Source organism: Porphyromonas asaccharolytica DSM 20707 (genome assembly GCF_000212375.1).
GTDB classification, from domain to species: Bacteria; Bacteroidota; Bacteroidia; order Bacteroidales; family Porphyromonadaceae; genus Porphyromonas; species Porphyromonas asaccharolytica.
Genome location: NC_015501.1, coordinates 2,097,927 through 2,115,428 on the forward strand (window position 1 = coordinate 2,097,927; position 17,502 = coordinate 2,115,428).

14 protein-coding genes and 1 tRNA gene are annotated in these 17,502 nt (G+C 53.2%); 9 read left to right on the top strand and 6 right to left on the bottom strand.

Annotated features, from left to right (window positions below):
- Positions 1-700 precede the first annotated feature (700 nt).
- From PORAS_RS08200 to PORAS_RS08240, 9 genes are all read left to right on the top strand, one after another.
- Positions 701-880, top strand: a complete 180-nt coding sequence (locus PORAS_RS08200; protein WP_004331828.1) for a hypothetical protein — start codon at positions 701-703, stop codon at positions 878-880.
- Positions 881-1,028: 148 nt separating this feature from the next.
- The gene (locus tag PORAS_RS08205; protein ID WP_013760897.1) at positions 1,029-1,481 is read left to right on the top strand and encodes a single-stranded DNA-binding protein; all 453 of its coding nucleotides are present in this window, start codon (positions 1,029-1,031) and stop codon (positions 1,479-1,481) included.
- Between the two features lie 5 nt (positions 1,482-1,486).
- Positions 1,487-2,845, top strand: a complete 1,359-nt coding sequence (locus PORAS_RS08210; RefSeq protein ID WP_013760898.1) for a hemolysin family protein — start codon at positions 1,487-1,489, stop codon at positions 2,843-2,845.
- A complete protein-coding gene (locus PORAS_RS08215; RefSeq protein ID WP_013760899.1) occupies positions 2,842-3,522 on the top strand; it encodes a 4'-phosphopantetheinyl transferase family protein in 681 nt (226 codons plus the stop codon). The genes PORAS_RS08210 and PORAS_RS08215 overlap by 4 nt, the downstream gene beginning before the upstream one ends.
- A 204-nt stretch (positions 3,523-3,726) precedes the next feature.
- Positions 3,727-3,801: transfer RNA gene (locus PORAS_RS08220), tRNA-Pro, on the top strand.
- Between the two features lie 115 nt (positions 3,802-3,916).
- Positions 3,917-4,288, top strand: a complete 372-nt coding sequence (locus PORAS_RS08225) for a helix-turn-helix domain-containing protein (RefSeq protein WP_004331867.1) — start codon at positions 3,917-3,919, stop codon at positions 4,286-4,288.
- Positions 4,289-4,402: 114 nt separating this feature from the next.
- Entirely contained in the window at positions 4,403-5,317 is a 915-nt protein-coding gene (locus PORAS_RS08230) for a 3-hydroxyacyl-CoA dehydrogenase family protein (RefSeq protein WP_004331839.1), read from the top strand.
- A gap of 32 nt (positions 5,318-5,349) precedes the next feature.
- Positions 5,350-6,261 carry a ribonuclease Z gene (locus tag PORAS_RS08235; protein ID WP_013760900.1) on the top strand — a complete coding sequence of 304 codons (912 nt, stop codon included), beginning with the start codon at positions 5,350-5,352 and terminating at the stop codon, positions 6,259-6,261.
- A gap of 30 nt (positions 6,262-6,291) precedes the next feature.
- Entirely contained in the window at positions 6,292-7,839 is a 1,548-nt protein-coding gene (locus PORAS_RS08240) for a lipopolysaccharide biosynthesis protein (RefSeq protein WP_013760901.1), read from the top strand.
- Positions 7,840-8,188: 349 nt separating this feature from the next.
- Here PORAS_RS08240 and lipA read toward each other — a convergent pair whose 3' ends face one another.
- From lipA to PORAS_RS08270, 6 genes are all read right to left on the bottom strand, one after another.
- Positions 8,189-9,040, bottom strand: a complete 852-nt coding sequence (lipA, locus tag PORAS_RS08245) for a lipoyl synthase (RefSeq protein ID WP_013760902.1) — start codon at positions 9,038-9,040, stop codon at positions 8,189-8,191.
- An 18-nt stretch (positions 9,041-9,058) separates the two neighbouring features.
- On the bottom strand, positions 9,059-11,224 hold the full coding sequence (locus PORAS_RS08250) for a S9 family peptidase (protein WP_013760903.1): 2,166 nt from the start codon (positions 11,222-11,224) through the stop codon (positions 9,059-9,061).
- 95 nt (positions 11,225-11,319) lie between these two features.
- A complete protein-coding gene (locus PORAS_RS08255; protein WP_013760904.1) occupies positions 11,320-11,757 on the bottom strand; it encodes an META domain-containing protein in 438 nt (145 codons plus the stop codon).
- Between the two features lie 27 nt (positions 11,758-11,784).
- Positions 11,785-12,630 (bottom strand): glutamate racemase, encoded by an 846-nt coding sequence (gene murI, locus PORAS_RS08260; protein WP_013760905.1) that lies wholly within the window; start codon positions 12,628-12,630, stop codon positions 11,785-11,787.
- Between the two features lie 461 nt (positions 12,631-13,091).
- The gene (locus PORAS_RS08265) at positions 13,092-16,199 is read right to left on the bottom strand and encodes a thiol protease/hemagglutinin PrtT (RefSeq protein ID WP_013760906.1); all 3,108 of its coding nucleotides are present in this window, start codon (positions 16,197-16,199) and stop codon (positions 13,092-13,094) included.
- A gap of 239 nt (positions 16,200-16,438) precedes the next feature.
- Positions 16,439-17,491 carry a transposase gene (locus PORAS_RS08270; protein ID WP_245528025.1) on the bottom strand — a complete coding sequence of 351 codons (1,053 nt, stop codon included), beginning with the start codon at positions 17,489-17,491 and terminating at the stop codon, positions 16,439-16,441.
- Positions 17,492-17,502 lie beyond the last annotated feature (11 nt).

Here is a 17,502-nt window from a genome sequence, read left to right on the forward strand (position 1 = left end):
CTCCAATATGATACTCTACTCTTCATATCCTTTCGATCTGCTTACTGAATAGACGTACTGCGACTCCTCGGTTGGGGTCTGCGCAAATTGGCTCAGTGGCAGCAAGCCAATGAGCAGAAGAGGGGATAGAATTCGTTTCATACCTTTAGGATAGGCGTCAATAGATCTAGGTAGGCTTGTAAGCCCTAATAGTTTTCGACTGCTAATATAGATATTTCATCTCAATTATGCTACACGTGCATCTAGATGCCACAAGTCGTCAGCAGGGATGCATGTCTCTAACTTCTAATCTCCGACTTCTAATCTCCGACCTCTAATCTCCGACCCGATAGCCCCGTGGAAAATTTCAAATCCCTACGTGGCTATTTTTTATTCTCCACGGAGGTAAGAAAAAATTCTTCGGACTTATCGTTTGATTCCTCCGAAGTTTCATTTCACGCCTACGTGAAGAATTTTCATTTTCCACGTGGAGATTTTGAAATTTCCACGGGGCTATCGGGTCAGAGGCGCTCGAAGACAGGGTGTCAGCCCGAGATCTCTTTCAGTAGCTTTCAATATGCGTGAGCCCCATGCGAGGCTTCGGTCGTATGCTATCTCTTGATTTTGTATTACCTTTGCGGTACGAGGGTGCGTTGCCCTATGGGGTGACTTCCCCTACCCTCCGTTGTCAAGTATCACCTTAGATAGTAATCACAAGTATATGAAAAGTTTCAATCCCGTAGGTAGTCTGGTAGTCCTCGTTGGGGCTCTCGTACTCATCATCCCCGCTCTGCTCGACAAGGGAGGAAATGTGTACAATCTCATCGGATGTATCGTGATGATTGCTGGATTTTTCCTCCACATCTTCCTCAATAAGCGGATCACAACTATCAAGAAGTAACTTCTCTTCAAGTGCCTGACTTGGCACGGACTCCTGACCTAGCATACAGTCCCAAGGCTATCGTTGAGGGCTTGCCTTGCTCATACGTAAGACAAGTCTCTCTCGTTCGTATATAAGGTCAGCCTTAGTCATCCACCCCGCTCGGTCTATGTACTACAACAAAGCGATCTTGATAGGCTTCGTAGGCGCAGACCCCAACGTACACTATTCGCGTCGGGGGAGCTGCCAGGCTACACTACGCCTAGCGACCTCTGTATCAGGCTACACGAAGCGTGATGGCACGCAGATACCTGATCGCACAGAGTGGCACACGGTGGTGACCTTCGGCACGCTGGCACAGTTTGTCGAGCGCTGGGTGCGCAAGGGGTCTCACCTTCTCGTGGAGGGTGAGATACGCTACAATAATTATACGGATCGCCAGGGACAGGCGCAGGCGCGTACGGAGATCTGGGCGGACAAGGTCACCTTTGTGGATCGTCCCAAGCAGAGCGGTAGTCAGGAGAGTGCCTCTGCTCGTCCCGCTACCGAGCGACCTGCATCGAAGCTTGACCCGAGTGGAGCAAGCGCCCGTGGTCAGCAACAGCATAAGTCACAACAGTAGCAGCAATGGGTGATGCCTTCTTATTAAGCCTTTTCGGGGGAATTGTGTACAGCAATCCAATCGTTTGGATAGATGCTATACCGCTCCTGATCATCCTCTTCTTACTGCTTTGCTCCGCCTTTATGTCGAGCAATGAGGTGGCATTCTTTTCGCTCACCCCGCAAGAGGTGCAGCAGATCAAAGAGCAGGAGCACCCGAACGACCCACGACTACTCCAGCTCCTATCACACTCGGAGCAGCTACTAGCTACCATTCTGATCGGCAATAACGCGGTCAACGTGGCGATCACGATCCTCTGTGCGTGGTTCGTGGGGGAGCATTGGGACTTCTCGGCAAATCGTGCTGCCGGCTTCATCATTCAGACGGTACTCATCACCTTCCTCCTCTTACTCTTTGGCGAGATCATCCCTAAGATCTACGCTCAGCGCCACCCACTCTCCTTCATACGTATGACGGCTCCTGCCGTATCAGGGCTTTACAAAGGGATCGCTTGGTGCTCCAAGGGCTTGATCAAAACCTCTAAGCTCCTCGGCTCTAATGCGAAAAAGGGGCACGAGCTCTCTGTCGACGATCTCTCGGAGGCTGTCGCGCTGACTACCGAGGGGGACAATAAGGAGACGGAGATGATCCATGAGATTGTCAAGTTTTACCACAAGACGGCCGACGAGATCATGGTGCCACGTGTCGATATGGTCGGCGTCAACTATCACTGGGCATATCATCAGACGCTGAGCTATGCGGTCGACACGGGCTACTCACGACTGCCTGTCTACGATGGGTCGCAAGACAGTATCCGTGGGGTGCTTTATGTGAAGGATCTCCTCCCTCACATGCACGAGGAGGACACCTTTCCCTGGCAGAAGATCATCCGGCAAGCTTACTTCGTACCGGAGAATAAGAAGATCGACACGCTGCTGGAGGAGTTACAACAGGAGCGTATCCACATGGCGATCGTAATCGACGAGTTTGGCGGGACATCAGGACTGATCACGCTAGAGGACATCCTCGAGGAGATCGTCGGTGAGATCGTCGATGAGTACGACGATGAGGATCCACCCTACGTACGTCTCGCTGAGGGGGTCTATCTGATCGATGGAGGTATGTCGCTGATCGATCTTTGCAAGCTGCTCGATGTAGAGCCTGAGTACTTTGCGCCACACTACGAGGAGGTCGACACGGTCGGGGGCTTGTTTCTAGAGGTGCTACAAGAGATTCCCCAGGTGGGTCAGCAGATAACGATCTCAGACATTGACTTCACCGTGACGCGCATGGATCGCCACCGTATCATGCAGCTCAAGATGCGTCTGCATCCCAAAGAGCAAGGCGAGACGCAGGGCGATAGTCAGACAGAGCCTCAGGCGTGACCTACTCACAGCTAGACCTCCCGCTAGGCGGGGCACTCTACGTCGCAGAGCTACCCTCTGGCATCGCGCCCTGCCTATCTAACTACCGTACGCTGACGCAGCAGCTCCTCAACGAGATCGCTCCTAGAGAGACAGTTTGGCGATTGATGCACCTACCCTCGGGTGCTCCCCGTCTTGTCTCGCCTGACCGTGATTACAGTATCTCTATATCCCACAGCGGTAGCTACGTTGCCCTCGTCATTTGCGAGGGGCTGCACGGTATCGGCGTAGATCTACAAATTGCTAGTGATAAGTTGCCACAGATAGCTCCGAGGTTTATGTCTCCCGCTGAGCTAACTCACTATCATCACCTGCTTGCACCCGAGGAGCCTCAGGTTGCTTGCGAATGGCTCTACACGGTGTGGGGACTCAAAGAGGCTGCTTACAAAGCCTACCCGCCAAAGGTCAAGCGACACCTAGCGACCAACTACATCGTCTCACCGCCCGAAGGCTCCGTCTCTGCGAGCCTGTATAGTGACGAGAGGGGCGATTCGATCGCCCGCTACACCATCTATGCCGACGATGGGGGCGACCGCCCCACCCTCCTCACAGGCTACCTCCTTCGTAGCATCACGACAGCACCATACCACCTCACCTATGTGCTAGACACAGGAGGTGCCGTCCTACCGGCTGAATAGCTGAAGCTGATGGTCTCTTTCACTTAAAAGATCGCCAAACGCTTCCCAATAATCGTCTAGTGCCCCTCTAGCAACTGCTGTTTCCCCCAATATTTCGAAAACTCTGAAGTGGGACTGCTTGTTTATTCAATTAAATGTCGTATCTTTGCACCACGAACGGCACGAAGGGGGCATTTTTCCCCACGATGTACCGATCAGAATCTTCGGGGTGTAGCGCAGTCCGGTTAGCGCACCTGCTTTGGGAGCAGGGGGTCCCAGGTTCGAATCCTGGTACCCCGACAGAAAAGCTTAAAACGACAGCTTAAAACGACAGTAGAGTGGCAATTGCCGCTCTATTGTCGTTTATAGAGGATACGACAAGGTGGATTGTCTAACTATCTAACCGCTTTGAGACATGTATACAGAAGAACAATATAGATATGCTCTAGCTCGTGTGGAGGCACTCCTGCCTCGTATGGAGGATGAGACAATGAGTGCGCCCGAAGAGCAGGAGTTGGCGATTATGAGTGATGTGGTCGCCTCGTACGAAGAGGAGCATTATCCGCTAGAGAGCCTAACGCTAGGCGAACTAATCAGCTATGCCCTCAAGGAACAGGGCAAGTCTCAGGCAGAGCTAGCCCGTGAACTGGGGATCTCTCCATCTCGTGTGAGTGACTTCGTCAATGACAAGAGCGAGCCATCGCTCTCGCTAGCGGGGCGCATCTGTCAAGCACTGGGACTCTCTGCCGAGCTGGTGCTAGGCTGTGCTACACCAACCTATGCGTAGCTAGTTCGAAAAAAGACTTAGCGCTGGCTCTAGTGCTACTAGGATCTAATCTCTAATCTCTAAGGTCTAACCTCTTTTTCGTACCTTTGATCCTACAAGAGAGACTATAAAGAAATGACAAACAATACTTCTACCCAGCGCGATACCGCTGCGGTCAGCTACGATAAGAAGGTAGCCGTCGTAGGCGCCGGCTCCATGGGGCGCAGCATAGCCATCTGCCTGGCCATGCATCATATACCTACCGTCATACAGGCACGATCTTTGGATCGTCAGAAGCGGGCTATTCCACTCCTCGAGCAGTCACTGGCGGAGTGTGGCGAGCTCTTCGACTGGAGCGAAGAGGAGCAGCAGGAGTTGCTCAGCCGCATCAAGGTGACTGTGGACAATGCAGACATTGTCTCCGCCAACCTCGTCATAGAGGCGACCAGTGGCACCCTAGAGGAGCACAAAGACCTCTACCGCGACCTCGATGCTGTCCTCAGCGAAGGGACGATCATCGCTTCGATCACTTCATCGATCAGCATCACGGAGCTAGGCAACGCTACACAGCGTCCATCGCTTGTGGCAGGGATGCACTTCTTCAACCCTGTACCGCTCATTGACCTTGTCGAGATCGTCTCGTCACAGCACACTTCGCAAGAGACGCTAGAGCAGATACAAGAGCTGTGCGATGCGATGGGCAAGGATACGGTCTACGTCGAGGACTCGCCAGGATACATCGTCAATCGTATGCTCATACCGATGATCAACGAGGCGATCACCGAGCTGGCTCAAGGCATCGGCTCTATCGAAGATATAGACCGTGCGATGCGCATCGGCGCCAGTCACCCGATGGGACCGCTAGAGCTGGCAGATTGGATCGGTCTAGACACTTGTCTGGAGATCTTGGAGGGGCTCTTCGCTGAGTTTATGGATAGCAAGTATCGTCCGCACCCACTACTACGTAGGAAGGTACGCGCCGGACAGCTCGGGCGCAAGGTAGGCGTGGGCTTCTACCGCTATACCCCAGAGGAAGAGGAACAGTCGTAACAGTAGTCTCGTTTTATAGCAACACGCTTGAGATGCAAGTCAAGATCCTCGGTTGTGGCTCTGCACGTCCCACACGGCATCACCTTCCCTCGGCACAAGTACTGACCGTCGCAGGGCATCATTACCTGATAGATGCTGGCGAAGGGGCGCAGCACTCGCTGATCCTAGCGGGCTATAAGATCACGCAGCTGGAGGCGCTCTTTATCTCTCACGCTCATGGGGATCATTGCTTCGGACTACCAGGGCTACTCACCTCGATGGCACACGTAGGGCGCACAAAGCCGCTCACCATCGTGACGACAGCCGAGGTGGCTGACTACATACGCTACATCGAGGAGCATCACATCGAGGAGAGTCCTTACGAGCTCTCTGTGGTCATAGCTCCGAGTGATGAGGTCTCCCAGGCTATCTATTCCGACCCTTGGCTACAAGTCGACACGTTGCCACTACGGCACCGTACGAGCGCCATCGGCTTCCTCTGCCGTGAGCATTGTATGCCGAGGCGGATAGATCCTATGGCTACCGACTTTTATCAAATTCCCCACACGGCTATGCATGCCCTACAAATGGGGCTAGACTACGTACCTTCAGGTGGAGGGCGCATTATCCCCAATCGTGAACTGACGAAGCCGGGTCGCCCATCTCGCTCCTACGCTTATCTCTCAGACACGCTCCCAGCGTGGCATCTGGTAGAGCAGATACGAGGTGTAGACCTCCTCTACCACGAGAGCACTTACAGTGAGGAGTTTCGTGACCGTGCGGAGACCTATGGGCACTCGACAGCACGACAAGCCGCAGAGGTGGCACGGGCGGCCGAGGTGGGTCAACTGCTCTTGGGGCACTACTCAGGTCGCTATGACGACCTGTCGAAGTTGCTTAGTGAGGCTCAAGAGGTCTTTCCCAATAGCTTTACAACCCAAGAGGGGGATCTATACGAAGTATAAAGCTTTGCTCAAAACGCAATTGACAGAACCATGAGTAGCCGTATCAAGAGTCTCTTTAAGGATACCGTCATCTACGGAGCGACGACTATGCTCAGTCGCTTCCTCGGCTGGGCGCTCTTCCCGCTCTATGTGTATCAGCTGCCCTCGCCTGCCGACTATGGTATCGTGACCAATCTGTATGCGTGGGTGGCGCTGCTCCTGATCCTCCTAACGTATGGGATGGAGACGGGCTTCTTCCGCTTCAGTCGTGAGGGTGACGGGCGCAAAGTGTATGCCAATAGTTTGCGTACGCTAGGCACCAGTTCGCTCCTCTTCCTCATCTTGGGCTTGCTTTTTGTCAAGCCAATCGGAGCAGCTCTAGGGTATGCCGACATGCTGCGCCCCGTGGCGATGCTGATCGTGATCGTCGCGATCGATGCCTTCACCAGTATCCCCTTTGCCTATCTGCGCTATACCAATCAAGCCTTGCGATATGGCTTGATCAAGATAGGCTACGTACTCCTCACGGTGGCGCTCAACCTCTTCTTCCTACTAGTCTGCCCTTGGCTCCAGAGGGTGGCGCCTGGAGCGGTCGACTGGTGGTACGAACCAGGGCTAGGTGTCGAATATATCTTCCTCTCGAACATGATCGCCAATATCATCCTCCTACTGGTCTTGATACCCTATATGAAGCAGGCACGTGGTGGAGGACGCTTCGACTGGGGGCTGCTTCGTCGTATGCTCCACTACTCGCTGCCGATGGTCTTGCTCGGCATAGCGGGCAACTTCAACAAGATGGCGGACAAGATCATCTTCCCGATGCTCTTTGAGGATCAAACCTTTGCCAATACACAACTTGGCATCTATAGTGCGGGGTACAAGATAGCGGTCGTCATCGTCATGTTTACGCAAGCCTTCCGCTTTGCTTACGAGCCCTTTATCTTCCAGCGAGGTAAGGAGGGCGAACTCTCGGCAGACGAAGAGGCAGCTGCAGAGCAAGAGCGACGCATCACCTATGCGAAAGCGATGCACTACTACTTGCTCTCGGCGATCTTTATCTACGTCGCTGTGATGTGCTACCTCGACCTACTCAAGGTGCTGATCAGCCCCGCCTACTACGACGGGCTACGGGTCGTGCCCTACGTAATGCTTGGGGAGGTGCTCTTCGGCATTTACTACAATCTATCGCTCTGGTACAAGCTGACCGACCGCACTTATTGGGGTGGTATCATCTCCACGGCCGGCTGTCTGCTGACGGTGGCGATCATCGTGTGGGGCGCACCGCACTGGGGCTTTATGGCGTGTGCCTACGCCTCGGTGGTGAGCAACCTCCTACTGGTCCTCGTCTCCTACTTCCTCGGGCGCAAGTACTACCCCGTGCCGTACCAACTAGGAGCGACGGCAGGTTATTTCGTCGTGGGCGCCATCACCGTAGGGCTCGTCTTGTGGATTTATGGTGCGATACCTGCGATGTGGATGCGTCTGCTACTCAGTACCGTGGTTTTAGTCGCACTCACTGGGTATATCGTCTGGCGCGAGCACCTGGTCAAGGCGTTTGCGCCGATCTTGCGCCGTCTGCGCCACAAAGCGGATCGATAAAAGTCAGAAAGGTCGAAATACACACTTTTGGGGATACGACCGAAAAAGAGAAGGCTCAATTGCTTTTATCTAGCGATTGAGCCTTCTCTTTTTATACCATCCAAGCCCCCTTGCAACAAAAAGTAGCTGTAGCGAAGCTAGGGAGTAGAAGTTGTCTGCCGCTTTAGATCCTCAGCCATTCGGTGTTTGTGGCATGTCCCTTGGAAGGGCGTCTCTTCAATAAATGTTCGGGCGTTGCCTTCGTCTCTTTTATCTGTTTCATCGTACTACTCATAATTATCTTACTTACGAGTCTACTTTTTACAGGGTTAGACAGTGCGGAATTGGGCACCCTCTGGAAGCGACGACGCTAGAGCAGGTGGCGCTCAGCGTGGTAGGAGGAGCGTACAAGAGGACCGCTCTCCACATGACGGAAGCCCTTGCCTAGAGCTATCTCCCGAAGCTCGGCAAAGCGGTCGGGATGCACATACTCCTGCACGGGATAGTGACGACGGGTGGGTTGGAGGTATTGACCCAACGTGAGAATACTACAGTCTACTTGACGCAGATCGTCCATCGTCTCGAGGATCTCCTCCTGCGTCTCGCCGAGACCGAGCATCAGCCCCGTCTTAGCGGGCAGTCCCGCCTCAGCGATCTGTGCCAAGACGGAGAGACTACAGTCATAAGTAGCTCGGCTACGTACCACGGGCGTGAGCCGTCGCACCGTCTCCATATTGTGCGCCACCACCTCGGGGCGCTCCTGTAGGATCGGCGCAATGAGCTCTGCCTGCCCGTCGAAGTCGGGTATCAGCACCTCGATCGTGACGCCAGGGCACAGCTCTCGTATCTGTCGTATCGTCTCGACCCAGTGGGCACTCCCCTTGTCGGGCAGATCATCGCGATCCACACTGGTGACCACCGCATGCTTGAGTCCTAGCGCACGGACACTCTCAGCGACGTGACGAGGCTCCTCAGGGTCTAGCGGTAGCGGGCGACCCGTCTCTGTATTGCAAAACTTACAAGCTCGCGTACAGACCGCTCCCCCGATCATAAAGGTGGCGGTACCTCGTGACCAGCACTCACCCTGATTAGGACAGCGACCGCTCGTACAGATTGTGTGCAGACAATGCTGCTGCAGCACCGCACGCGTCTCGTCGTAGGTTACATCGCTACCGAGTTTGATCTTGAGCCACTCAGGCTTACGTATGTGGGGTTGCTTCATCAGCTCTATCTCTAGAAGTTATTTAAGCTTACGATCGAGGAACTCGATGATGCGACTGTAGAGGTGCTGCCTGTTGTTGCCCCCGTAGATGCTGTGATCCTTGTCTGTATAGGTCGCCATCTCAAAGGGAATGTCCGCCTTAACCAGCTCGGTGGCTAGGCGCATCGTGTTTTGCAGATGCACATTGTCATCAGCCGTGCCGTGAATGACCAGCAGATCACCATGTAGGTTGTGTGCGATAGGTAGGACAGAAGAAGCTTCGTAGCCCTTGTTATTGACCTGTGGAGTCGCCATGAAGCGCTCTGTGTAAACCGTATCGTAAAAGCGCCAGTCGGTCACAGGAGCCACAGCTACACCAGCACGAAATACCTTGCCACGGCAGAGCGACATGAGCGTATTGTACCCGCCGTAGCTCCAGCCGAAGATAGCGATCCGATCTCCATCGATATAAGCAAACTGCTTGGGCAGCGCCTCAGCTGCAGCTATCTGGTCGCTACTCTCGCGCAGACCTAGCTCACGATAGGTGCACTTGCGCCACTCGGTGCCACGGCCACCTGTGCCACGTCCGTCCACACAGACTACGACATAGCCAGCCTGCGCCAGGGCGTACTCCCAGCCGATGTAAAACTGATCCAACACCTCCTGCGAGTCGGGACCACTGTACTGATGCATCACCGTGGGGTAACGCTTGCTCGCGTCAAAGTGTGGCGGGCGGATCATCCAGCCATGGAGCGTGCGTCCAGGAGCCACCTCAATGGTAAAGAACTCCTTGTCGTTGTAGTCATACCCCTTGAGCTTAGCGACCAGCTGCGCATTGTCTTCGAGCGTACGGATCACCTTGCCATCCTTTGCCGTGCGGATTGTCGTGATGGTAGGTGTCTTAGCATTGCTATAGCTATTGATGAAGTAACTATAGTCTTGCGTGAAACTAGCACGATTGATGCCAGCCTCTCCCGCTAAGACAGTCGTTTTGCCCCGTGGGGTCGTCTTGAGGACTCGTCTCTGGGTAGGTGTCTCGTCGGCAGCTTGGTAGTAGACGTTGCCTTCGCTGTCACAGCCGTAGAAGTTGATAATGTCCCAGTCACCCTGAGTCAGGCGCTGCTGGAGTGCTCCATTCGTACCATACTTATAGAGCTGCGTAGAGCCATCGCGCTCGCTCAGCATGACGATGCCATCGGGGACAAAGCGCATGGAGTTGATAAACTCATTGTTGATATATCGCGGGTCTTGCTCACGAAGGGTCAGCCGAGGCGTACGACTCTTCGGATTAATGCGGTACACCTTGAGATCGTTCTGCAGACGATTGAGCGTGACAGCGGCTAGATCGCTGCCCCAGCCAGTGAAGACGATGCGAGGTATGTAGCCGTCCGCATCCAGCGGTAGCTCCACACGGTCGATGCGCTTGAGCTCGAGGTTATAGAGGTGTAGTGAGACGGTCGAGTTTTGCTCTCCCACCTTCGGATACTTATAGACATAGTCCGTGGGGTAGAGATCATCTCCGTAGATCGGCATCGAGTAGGCCTTCACCTGGCTCTCATCACTGCGTACGAAGGCGAGGAAGTCGCTCTCGGGGCTCCACTCCATCAGGCGTGTCGTGCTAAACTCCTCCTCGTAGACCCAGTCGGTGGTACCGTTGATCACCTCATTGCGCTTACCATCCGTGGTGACCTGCACCTCTGAGTTGAAATCAAACTTCTTGATGTATATATTATTGTCTCTGACGAAAGCGACCATCCGCCCGTCAGGACTAAAGGTGGGGATCATGATCTCACCTTCTGTGAGTGGTTCACACAGGTTGCGACGCACATCGTAGTGGGTAGCGCGTAGCGTGTAGGAGCGACGGTAGATAGGCTGTATGTCAGTGTAGATCAGGATATGATGTCCCGAGGGTGCAATGTCGTAGTCCCAGATCGCCTTGAGATCGCACTCACGAGCAGTCGCTATGTCAAAGAGCGTATCGACGGCCCGTCCCGTAGCGTACTCGTACTTGACAATACGCTGGTAGTCATCGCTGATGAGCGTGTAGTGCTTACCATCGGGTAGCGAGCGAAAGCCGTTGCCAGCACCACGAGCAGCAAATGCGCCTGAGGTGACCTCAGGAAGGGTGATCTCTCGCTGCTGCTGGGCAACGAGTGTGAGCGAGCAGAGGAGTATGAGGGTGGTAAAGAGGATACGGTTACGCATGGGGAAGAGAGGTTAGAGGTTAGAGATTAGAGGCAAGACCACAGCGTAGACCCCGCGAGAGGGGATCTACGCTATGGCGATATGTAGTGAAGGGGTTACTTGCGCTTGAAAGTTAGGCTAGGCTGACCCGAAGCGTCGTGCGTAGAGTAGATCTTGAGCCTGTTTGCTCCATCCATACGAAAGGCCTTAGCCTCCTGCAGAGCCGCTAGGAAGATCCGCTCATACATCATGTTGGAGCAGGCCATGCGAGTCGACATCATGTCGCCGATCTTGATACGACCATCGGGGTACATCATACACTCGCCACCATAGCTATTGCAGGCTGCTTGTCCAGATATGCGTGCTTTGCTGATGCTGATAGTAGCTGTCTGGACTGCGTCTTTATTGATCTCGATACCATCCATATGAGTGAGTTCCCAAGAGCTGCCATCGAGCGAGGCCAGATTGATCTTGCTACTGTTCTTGCAAGTACCGCAGCTGACGCAGAGTAGCGAGGTCAGCAGGAGTAATGCTACAAAATAGATTCTCTTCATAGTGATTCGTTTGCTATTTGTTATTCATTAGTACTGTGATAGAGACAGATGCTCTACCGATATGGGTGTGTCAAAGAATATAGATGCCGTACGGGAGAATCGCTCCGTCTGCTCCGTCGTGTAGTAGCGTGTCGTGCCACCACGTGTGAGCTGAGCCGCCATCTCGGGGTGGCGTACGAGGTACTCCTCGAGAGACTTAGCGACGAGCTCGCCCTGAGACACCACCTTGATCGTGGGAGTGAGCAGACGCCGTATCTTAGGCATTAGTATCGGGTAGTGGGTGCAGCCCAGGATGATCGTATCGATCTTCTCGTCCTGTGCCAAGAGTCGCTCTAGATGCTTGCGCACGAAGAAGTCGGCCCCCGGACTATCGCTCTCGCCCGTCTCCACGATAGGCACCCACAGCGGGCAAGCCTCCTGGACGACCGTCACATCGGGGTAGAGCTTGTGTATCTCAGTCACATAGCTCTCACTAGAGACAGTACCCTCAGTGGCGAGGATACCCACATGCTTGGTACCCGTGAGCGTGTCGATGCACTCGACTGTAGGGCGGATGATCCCCAGCACACGACGACGCATCGAGCCTCCATCGAGCTTAGGCAGATCCTCTTGCTGTATCTGTCGGAGCGCCTTCGCCGAGGCGGTGTTGCAAGCGAGGATGACCAGCGGACAGCCTAGGTCAAAGAGCCTCTCGACCGCCTCTCTCGTAAACTGGTAGACCACACGCATAGACCGCGAACCATAAGGCGAGCGCGCATTGTCGCCAAGATAAACGAAGTCATACTGAGGTAATTGCTCCTGCAGTTTACGTAGGATCGTCAATCCTCCGTACCCTGAGTCAAAAACCCCGATCGGACCCTCTATCTGCTGCATCTGTTATGCTATATATTATAGTGTCTAACTCTAAAAACTGGAGTCGCTCTCGCAACTCCACTCCAAAGGTACGAAAAAGATGTTAGAGCCTACTCTTTAGCTAACCGCCGACACTCTTCGCAATCTCCACGTGGAAAATTTCAAATCTCCACGGAGCTATTTTTTATTCTCCACGTAGGCGAGAAACATTTCCTCCGAAGTTTCATTTGATTCCTCCGAAGTTTTATTTCGTCTCCACGTGGAGGATAAAAAATAGCTCCGTGGAGATTTGAGATTTGCCCCGTGGAAAACAACTAAAACCTCTGACTCCTACTTTCTAACCGCTAATATCTAGTCTCTAACTTATCGTTTGCTAAAAAAATGACTCGCAAGCTTGTCTAGCTTGCGAGTCATTTTTTCAAAGTAAGGCTAAGCCTTAACGCCAGTTCAGTCGAAGTTGTTTTTGCTGAGCGCTGATACGTCTAGTGCGCCACGACTACACGACGGCTCCCCAGTACTGTGGTGAGGATGTATGTGCCACTGGGTAGATGTGCCAGGCTGATCTGGAGCTGACCACTGACGGGTGTGACAGCTTGCAGCAGTCGCTCTCCCTGCAGCGTGTAGAGCGTCACGGGGCTAGCAGTAGGTAGCCCTACCACTGTGAGCTGATCACGTACCGGTATGGGGTAGAGCATCCAGTCGTCCTGTGAGGTTGGGTCATCGACTGCTAGGTAAGCGTTGCCACTCTGATCGGTGACCGTCCAACCACGCCGTGCAGCTATCTTTACTTGCTCTGCTGTACAGACGTTGCCCTCTAGATCAGGCCTAGAGGTGTCGATAAGTGCTATGGTACCACGAGTGGTGGCTGAGCGATCGGGGAGGGACTGGAGCATCTCGGTCATCGCCTGACCTCTGATCTTGCTGCGACAGAGCGAGACGTGCTCTAGATCGGGCGAAGCGTGCGAGAAGTCAGCCTCGACGATCTCTTTGGCCTCCATCTCATCGTCAAAGACCAGCGATGTGAAAGCTCCGATGATAGCGGTACGCCCCTTATCGACAGCTCCATAGATCTTGTAGACACCACCCTCGTGTGATATGGACGAGGGCTGCCACCCGTAGATGCGGATCATACCGGGAGCTGCGATCTGTGCAGAGAGGATGTACGGATTCTCAAACTCTTTCTCGAGAGAGACGTAATGCTCCTCGTCAATAGCTGGTGAGAGCTGGTCTACAGTAACTATGGGCAGGATTAACTGGGACTCTCGCTCTCCATAGTAGAACTGACCATCATCCTCTACGACATCAGACAGTCGGACTAGGAGGGAGTACTTTTTCCCTTCGATCATCGACTCCCAAAGAGAGGGATCTATACTATACTGGACCGACCCATGAGCCTCTAGATCCTTAAAGAGATTCTGACCTTTACTCCGTAGATAGGTACCTCCATTCGCAAGCTGTAAGAGTGCCCAGTCTAGCACGACATAGCTTCTCGTCTGATCTCCCTGATTGGTTATCTCGAAATCCATAGAGGTCATCCCAGGGGTATACTCTATTGCCCCCCTTAAGGATCGCCTAGCGAGGCACTTGAGCGTGGCAGCGGAGATCGACCTCTGAGACGGGAGTACCTCCAGACGCTGCGAAGAGCGTAAAGAGTAGTCACTGTCAAAGCCAGCTTCATCTAGATAGGTCCCCTTGAGGATGATATTGCCCTTAGTGCCAGCGGGGAGAGGTAGCTTGGAGATCTTTAGTGGCACCTGCTGCTGCTTTTGGGCAGACATCAAGGCTGAGAGGGAGCCGATAGGGGTAAGATCGCCCTTCATATCCTCAAAGTAGCAGGTCCATGTGGAGTAGTACTCCTCCTTGCTAAGGTTGTCGATGCCGAGCGTAAGCGAACTCTTGCTGTAACCTCGCAGGTCAGGATCTAGGACATCTGTCAAAGCAAGCTGTGGCTCCAGATTTCGCAATTCGTAGCTAGCCTTGCCCTCAGCATCGAAGGTGACGAGCACCTCGGAGATACCTCCGTTGTAGTGCTGTACGGGGATCATCTTACCGTCATTGCCTTCGTAAGCAAGGGACACAACGTAGCTCGCACTCCGTGTGGGGAGTCCCAGGTCGGGTAGGTTAACGGAGGAGATGTTGTGTAGTTGCTTGAGAACGTAGACATAATAGTTGAAATTCGCCAGTTCTTGCTCATCACTGAGGGCTCCGTAATAGGTCTGAGCACCTTCCTCAGAGGGCGTTATGGAGAGGCAGAACTTCGTCTTGTACCTCAGTGCAGAGGTTAGCTCGAGGACTACGTTTTGGAGCTTGATAGTTGCATTATCCTCACACGACACCTCTAGGTAGTGAGCCGATATAGACTCGCCACCAGCGGGCTTAGAGGAGCCATCACGGTCAGGCTCTATACCGACCATAATCTCTTGATAGTTATTGAACCCATCGTATGAAGTACCGCCACCAGTACCTAGCATATCGGGGTTGATCGCATAAAGGAGGAAGTATCCATCAGCCATACCGTCCCAGCCGAGATTGATATGAAAGTAGCCGTCCTGCTTATAGCCATCGCAGACGAAGGCGTGACCGACCGTACTACTAGCACCAGCGTAGTAGATAGGTCGTCCCTCGTTGAGCTCTGTAGCGATGATGTCCATCCAGTCCTCTATCGTATAGTTCATACGACTGAGTAGCCGAATGCCTTTCTTATACTTAAGGTACTTCTGCAGTCCCTCTTTAGGATACTGAGAGAAAGTGCCACTCCCTTGAGCACTATACTGCATCTGTGAGATGACTCCTACGTGATAGCATAGCGTGGAGAGTGCACTGATGACATCTTGAGTTGGGAAGTTTGGATCGGGCTGTGCGGGCATATGTGCCCAGTCGTAGACGTACTGTGAGAAGTCTACACGATGGGTGGTGCCGTCTTTCTCGGTATAGGAGCAGATGCCCTCGCCCTGATTAGGCCACTGGTGATAGCGGAGGATCTGTGAGAGTGCCGTCGCTACGCAGCCCACGACAGCACGACCATCCTCCTTGCTGGGACAAAGCGCGTTGAAGGGGTAACCCTGCCCCCACTGAATATCGCCAAGGAGAGGAGCGACCCCATCAGGACGTAGCTGTGAGGTGCGTGGCTTCACTACGGGCTTGCCACGCTCTACCAGAGCGTGCAGCGCTGCACGTACCTGAGCGAGAAACGAGGCGATATGCTCTGGCTGCTTTTCGTCTGGAATAAAAGCGCCCTCGTCAGCGTAAGCGATCACCTCAGGCAGTAGATCATCACCCGAGATCATCACATAGCCTCGCTTACTACCTATATTATACACGTAATAGGCGGAGGCTAGCGTCTGCACGACTGGAGCCGTCGTCTGGTGACGTACGGACCCCTCGCCAGCGTCAGCGGCTGGAGCGGACACGAGCGTTAGCAAGGGCGTGGTTGCTGAGCGTAGTGCAGCCAAATCGCTACGGCTAAAGTGCTGTGTGGTATATTGCTCGGCTATGAGACGAGCCTGCTGCTCTGTACGAGGCTTAGCCCATAGCGTACTCACACAGAGAGCCAGTCCTAGGACTAGGAAGAGGGAAAAGCGTTGGATCATATTATATGGCGTTTTATCTAGAGAGCAAATGTAATACAATTTTGGTACGTAGTAACTCTCTAGGTCTCATCTCAATTCCGCAAATTGTATCTCGTATTACTTCAGCGAGGACGGACGTATCGACGGTCTGCATCCGAGCCGTGCGTCCCTATACATTGCTACACATCAGCACGTTAAGCTTGCTTGCGATGGGCTAATTCCTATTTTGAGGTGCTGGGGAGAAAGCCACACGCAAAAAACTAACTGAAGTGAACGGCGATGCGGTAGAGGAAGAAGTCACTATTTCGGGTTCCATAGTTGATGGCGATAAAGCGTTGGAGGTTCTGGTTGAGTGCTTCTGCTGAAGCGTTGGTCTTATAGCCGAGGAAGTAGTTGCAGATCTCTCCTATGTGCTTGACCATAAAGTGAGCGATGTTCTTGACCTCTTCACATGGACTACTGAGGTGATTAGTGATGATCTCTAGAAGTGCTTTTTTCTTACACTCCAACAGGTGTCGGGAGGGTGTTATGGAGGTACCATTTCGCATAGGACGTTGGTACCACTTCCGTAGCGCTACGGAGAATTTGTACGCTTCTTTGATGTCTGGGAAAAGTCTAAAGAGTAGCCGAGCGCGTAGCTTTTGACTGGCTGTCTGCTCGTTGTGAAGCTTGTGTAGTAACCCTTTGCTGCGCTGGAGGAGCTGTAGCTGGGTATCTCCATTGGACAGCTCTTTTTTGAACTCTTTGAGCTCTTGCTGGATTTTGGGGGCGGGCTGCAGTTTAGACCGTTTGCGACTCGCCTCCTCCAGCTCCCGTTGCTTGCGTAGAAGCTCTTGGCGGTAGCGTATTCTTACTGACTGGACTTGATCAATGATGTTTTTGACAACGTGAAATTTGTCCGCAATTTGATAGGCATTGGGGAAGAGTTCACGAGCCACCCAGTCGTAGTTTGGAGCCATATCACGGGTTACGCAAGAGACTGCGAAAAGTGCTTCTTGGGAGATGTTTGATCTCATTAGATAGACGATCTGGGAGGCTCGGAGCGTGTTGACCATCAGGACGATTTTATTCGTCTCTGGGTTCGACACGATGGTGTAGCAATCCCCGTTGATGTTCTTTTCGTCTATGCAGATGGTGGATCCCATATTCTTCTCATTGAGAATGGGGATCTTTAGATCAGAACTTACAGGGCTTTTAGCAGAAGACCCTAGAGATCGTGAGGCTCCAGTCTTCTGCAAATGGCGTTGGTGCCCTGGGCTTTTGTATCCGCTCAAGACATCTTTGTACCAGCGAAAGAGTTTCTTCGAGCTCATCCCCATACAGT

Bases quoted from the DNA above. Each gene is read 5' to 3' on its own strand.
- PORAS_RS08230 (WP_004331839.1), top strand. From the start codon at position 4,403: ATGACAAACAATACTTCTACCCAGCGCGATACCGCTGCGGTCAGCTAC.
- PORAS_RS08255 (WP_013760904.1), bottom strand. From the start codon at position 11,757: ATGAAGAGAATCTATTTTGTAGCATTACTCCTGCTGACCTCGCTACTC.
- murI (WP_013760905.1), bottom strand. From the start codon at position 12,630: ATGCAGCAGATAGAGGGTCCGATCGGGGTTTTTGACTCAGGGTACGGA.
- PORAS_RS08270 (WP_245528025.1), bottom strand. From the start codon at position 17,491: ATGAGCTCGAAGAAACTCTTTCGCTGGTACAAAGATGTCTTGAGCGGA.
- lipA (WP_013760902.1), bottom strand. From the start codon at position 9,040: ATGAAGCAACCCCACATACGTAAGCCTGAGTGGCTCAAGATCAAACTC.
- PORAS_RS08200 (WP_004331828.1), top strand. From the start codon at position 701: ATGAAAAGTTTCAATCCCGTAGGTAGTCTGGTAGTCCTCGTTGGGGCT.
- PORAS_RS08225 (WP_004331867.1), top strand. From the start codon at position 3,917: ATGTATACAGAAGAACAATATAGATATGCTCTAGCTCGTGTGGAGGCA.
- PORAS_RS08210 (WP_013760898.1), top strand. From the start codon at position 1,487: ATGGGTGATGCCTTCTTATTAAGCCTTTTCGGGGGAATTGTGTACAGC.
- PORAS_RS08235 (WP_013760900.1), top strand. From the start codon at position 5,350: ATGCAAGTCAAGATCCTCGGTTGTGGCTCTGCACGTCCCACACGGCAT.
- PORAS_RS08205 (WP_013760897.1), top strand. From the start codon at position 1,029: ATGTACTACAACAAAGCGATCTTGATAGGCTTCGTAGGCGCAGACCCC.
- PORAS_RS08250 (WP_013760903.1), bottom strand. From the start codon at position 11,224: ATGCGTAACCGTATCCTCTTTACCACCCTCATACTCCTCTGCTCGCTC.
- PORAS_RS08240 (WP_013760901.1), top strand. From the start codon at position 6,292: ATGAGTAGCCGTATCAAGAGTCTCTTTAAGGATACCGTCATCTACGGA.
- PORAS_RS08265 (WP_013760906.1), bottom strand. From the start codon at position 16,199: ATGATCCAACGCTTTTCCCTCTTCCTAGTCCTAGGACTGGCTCTCTGT.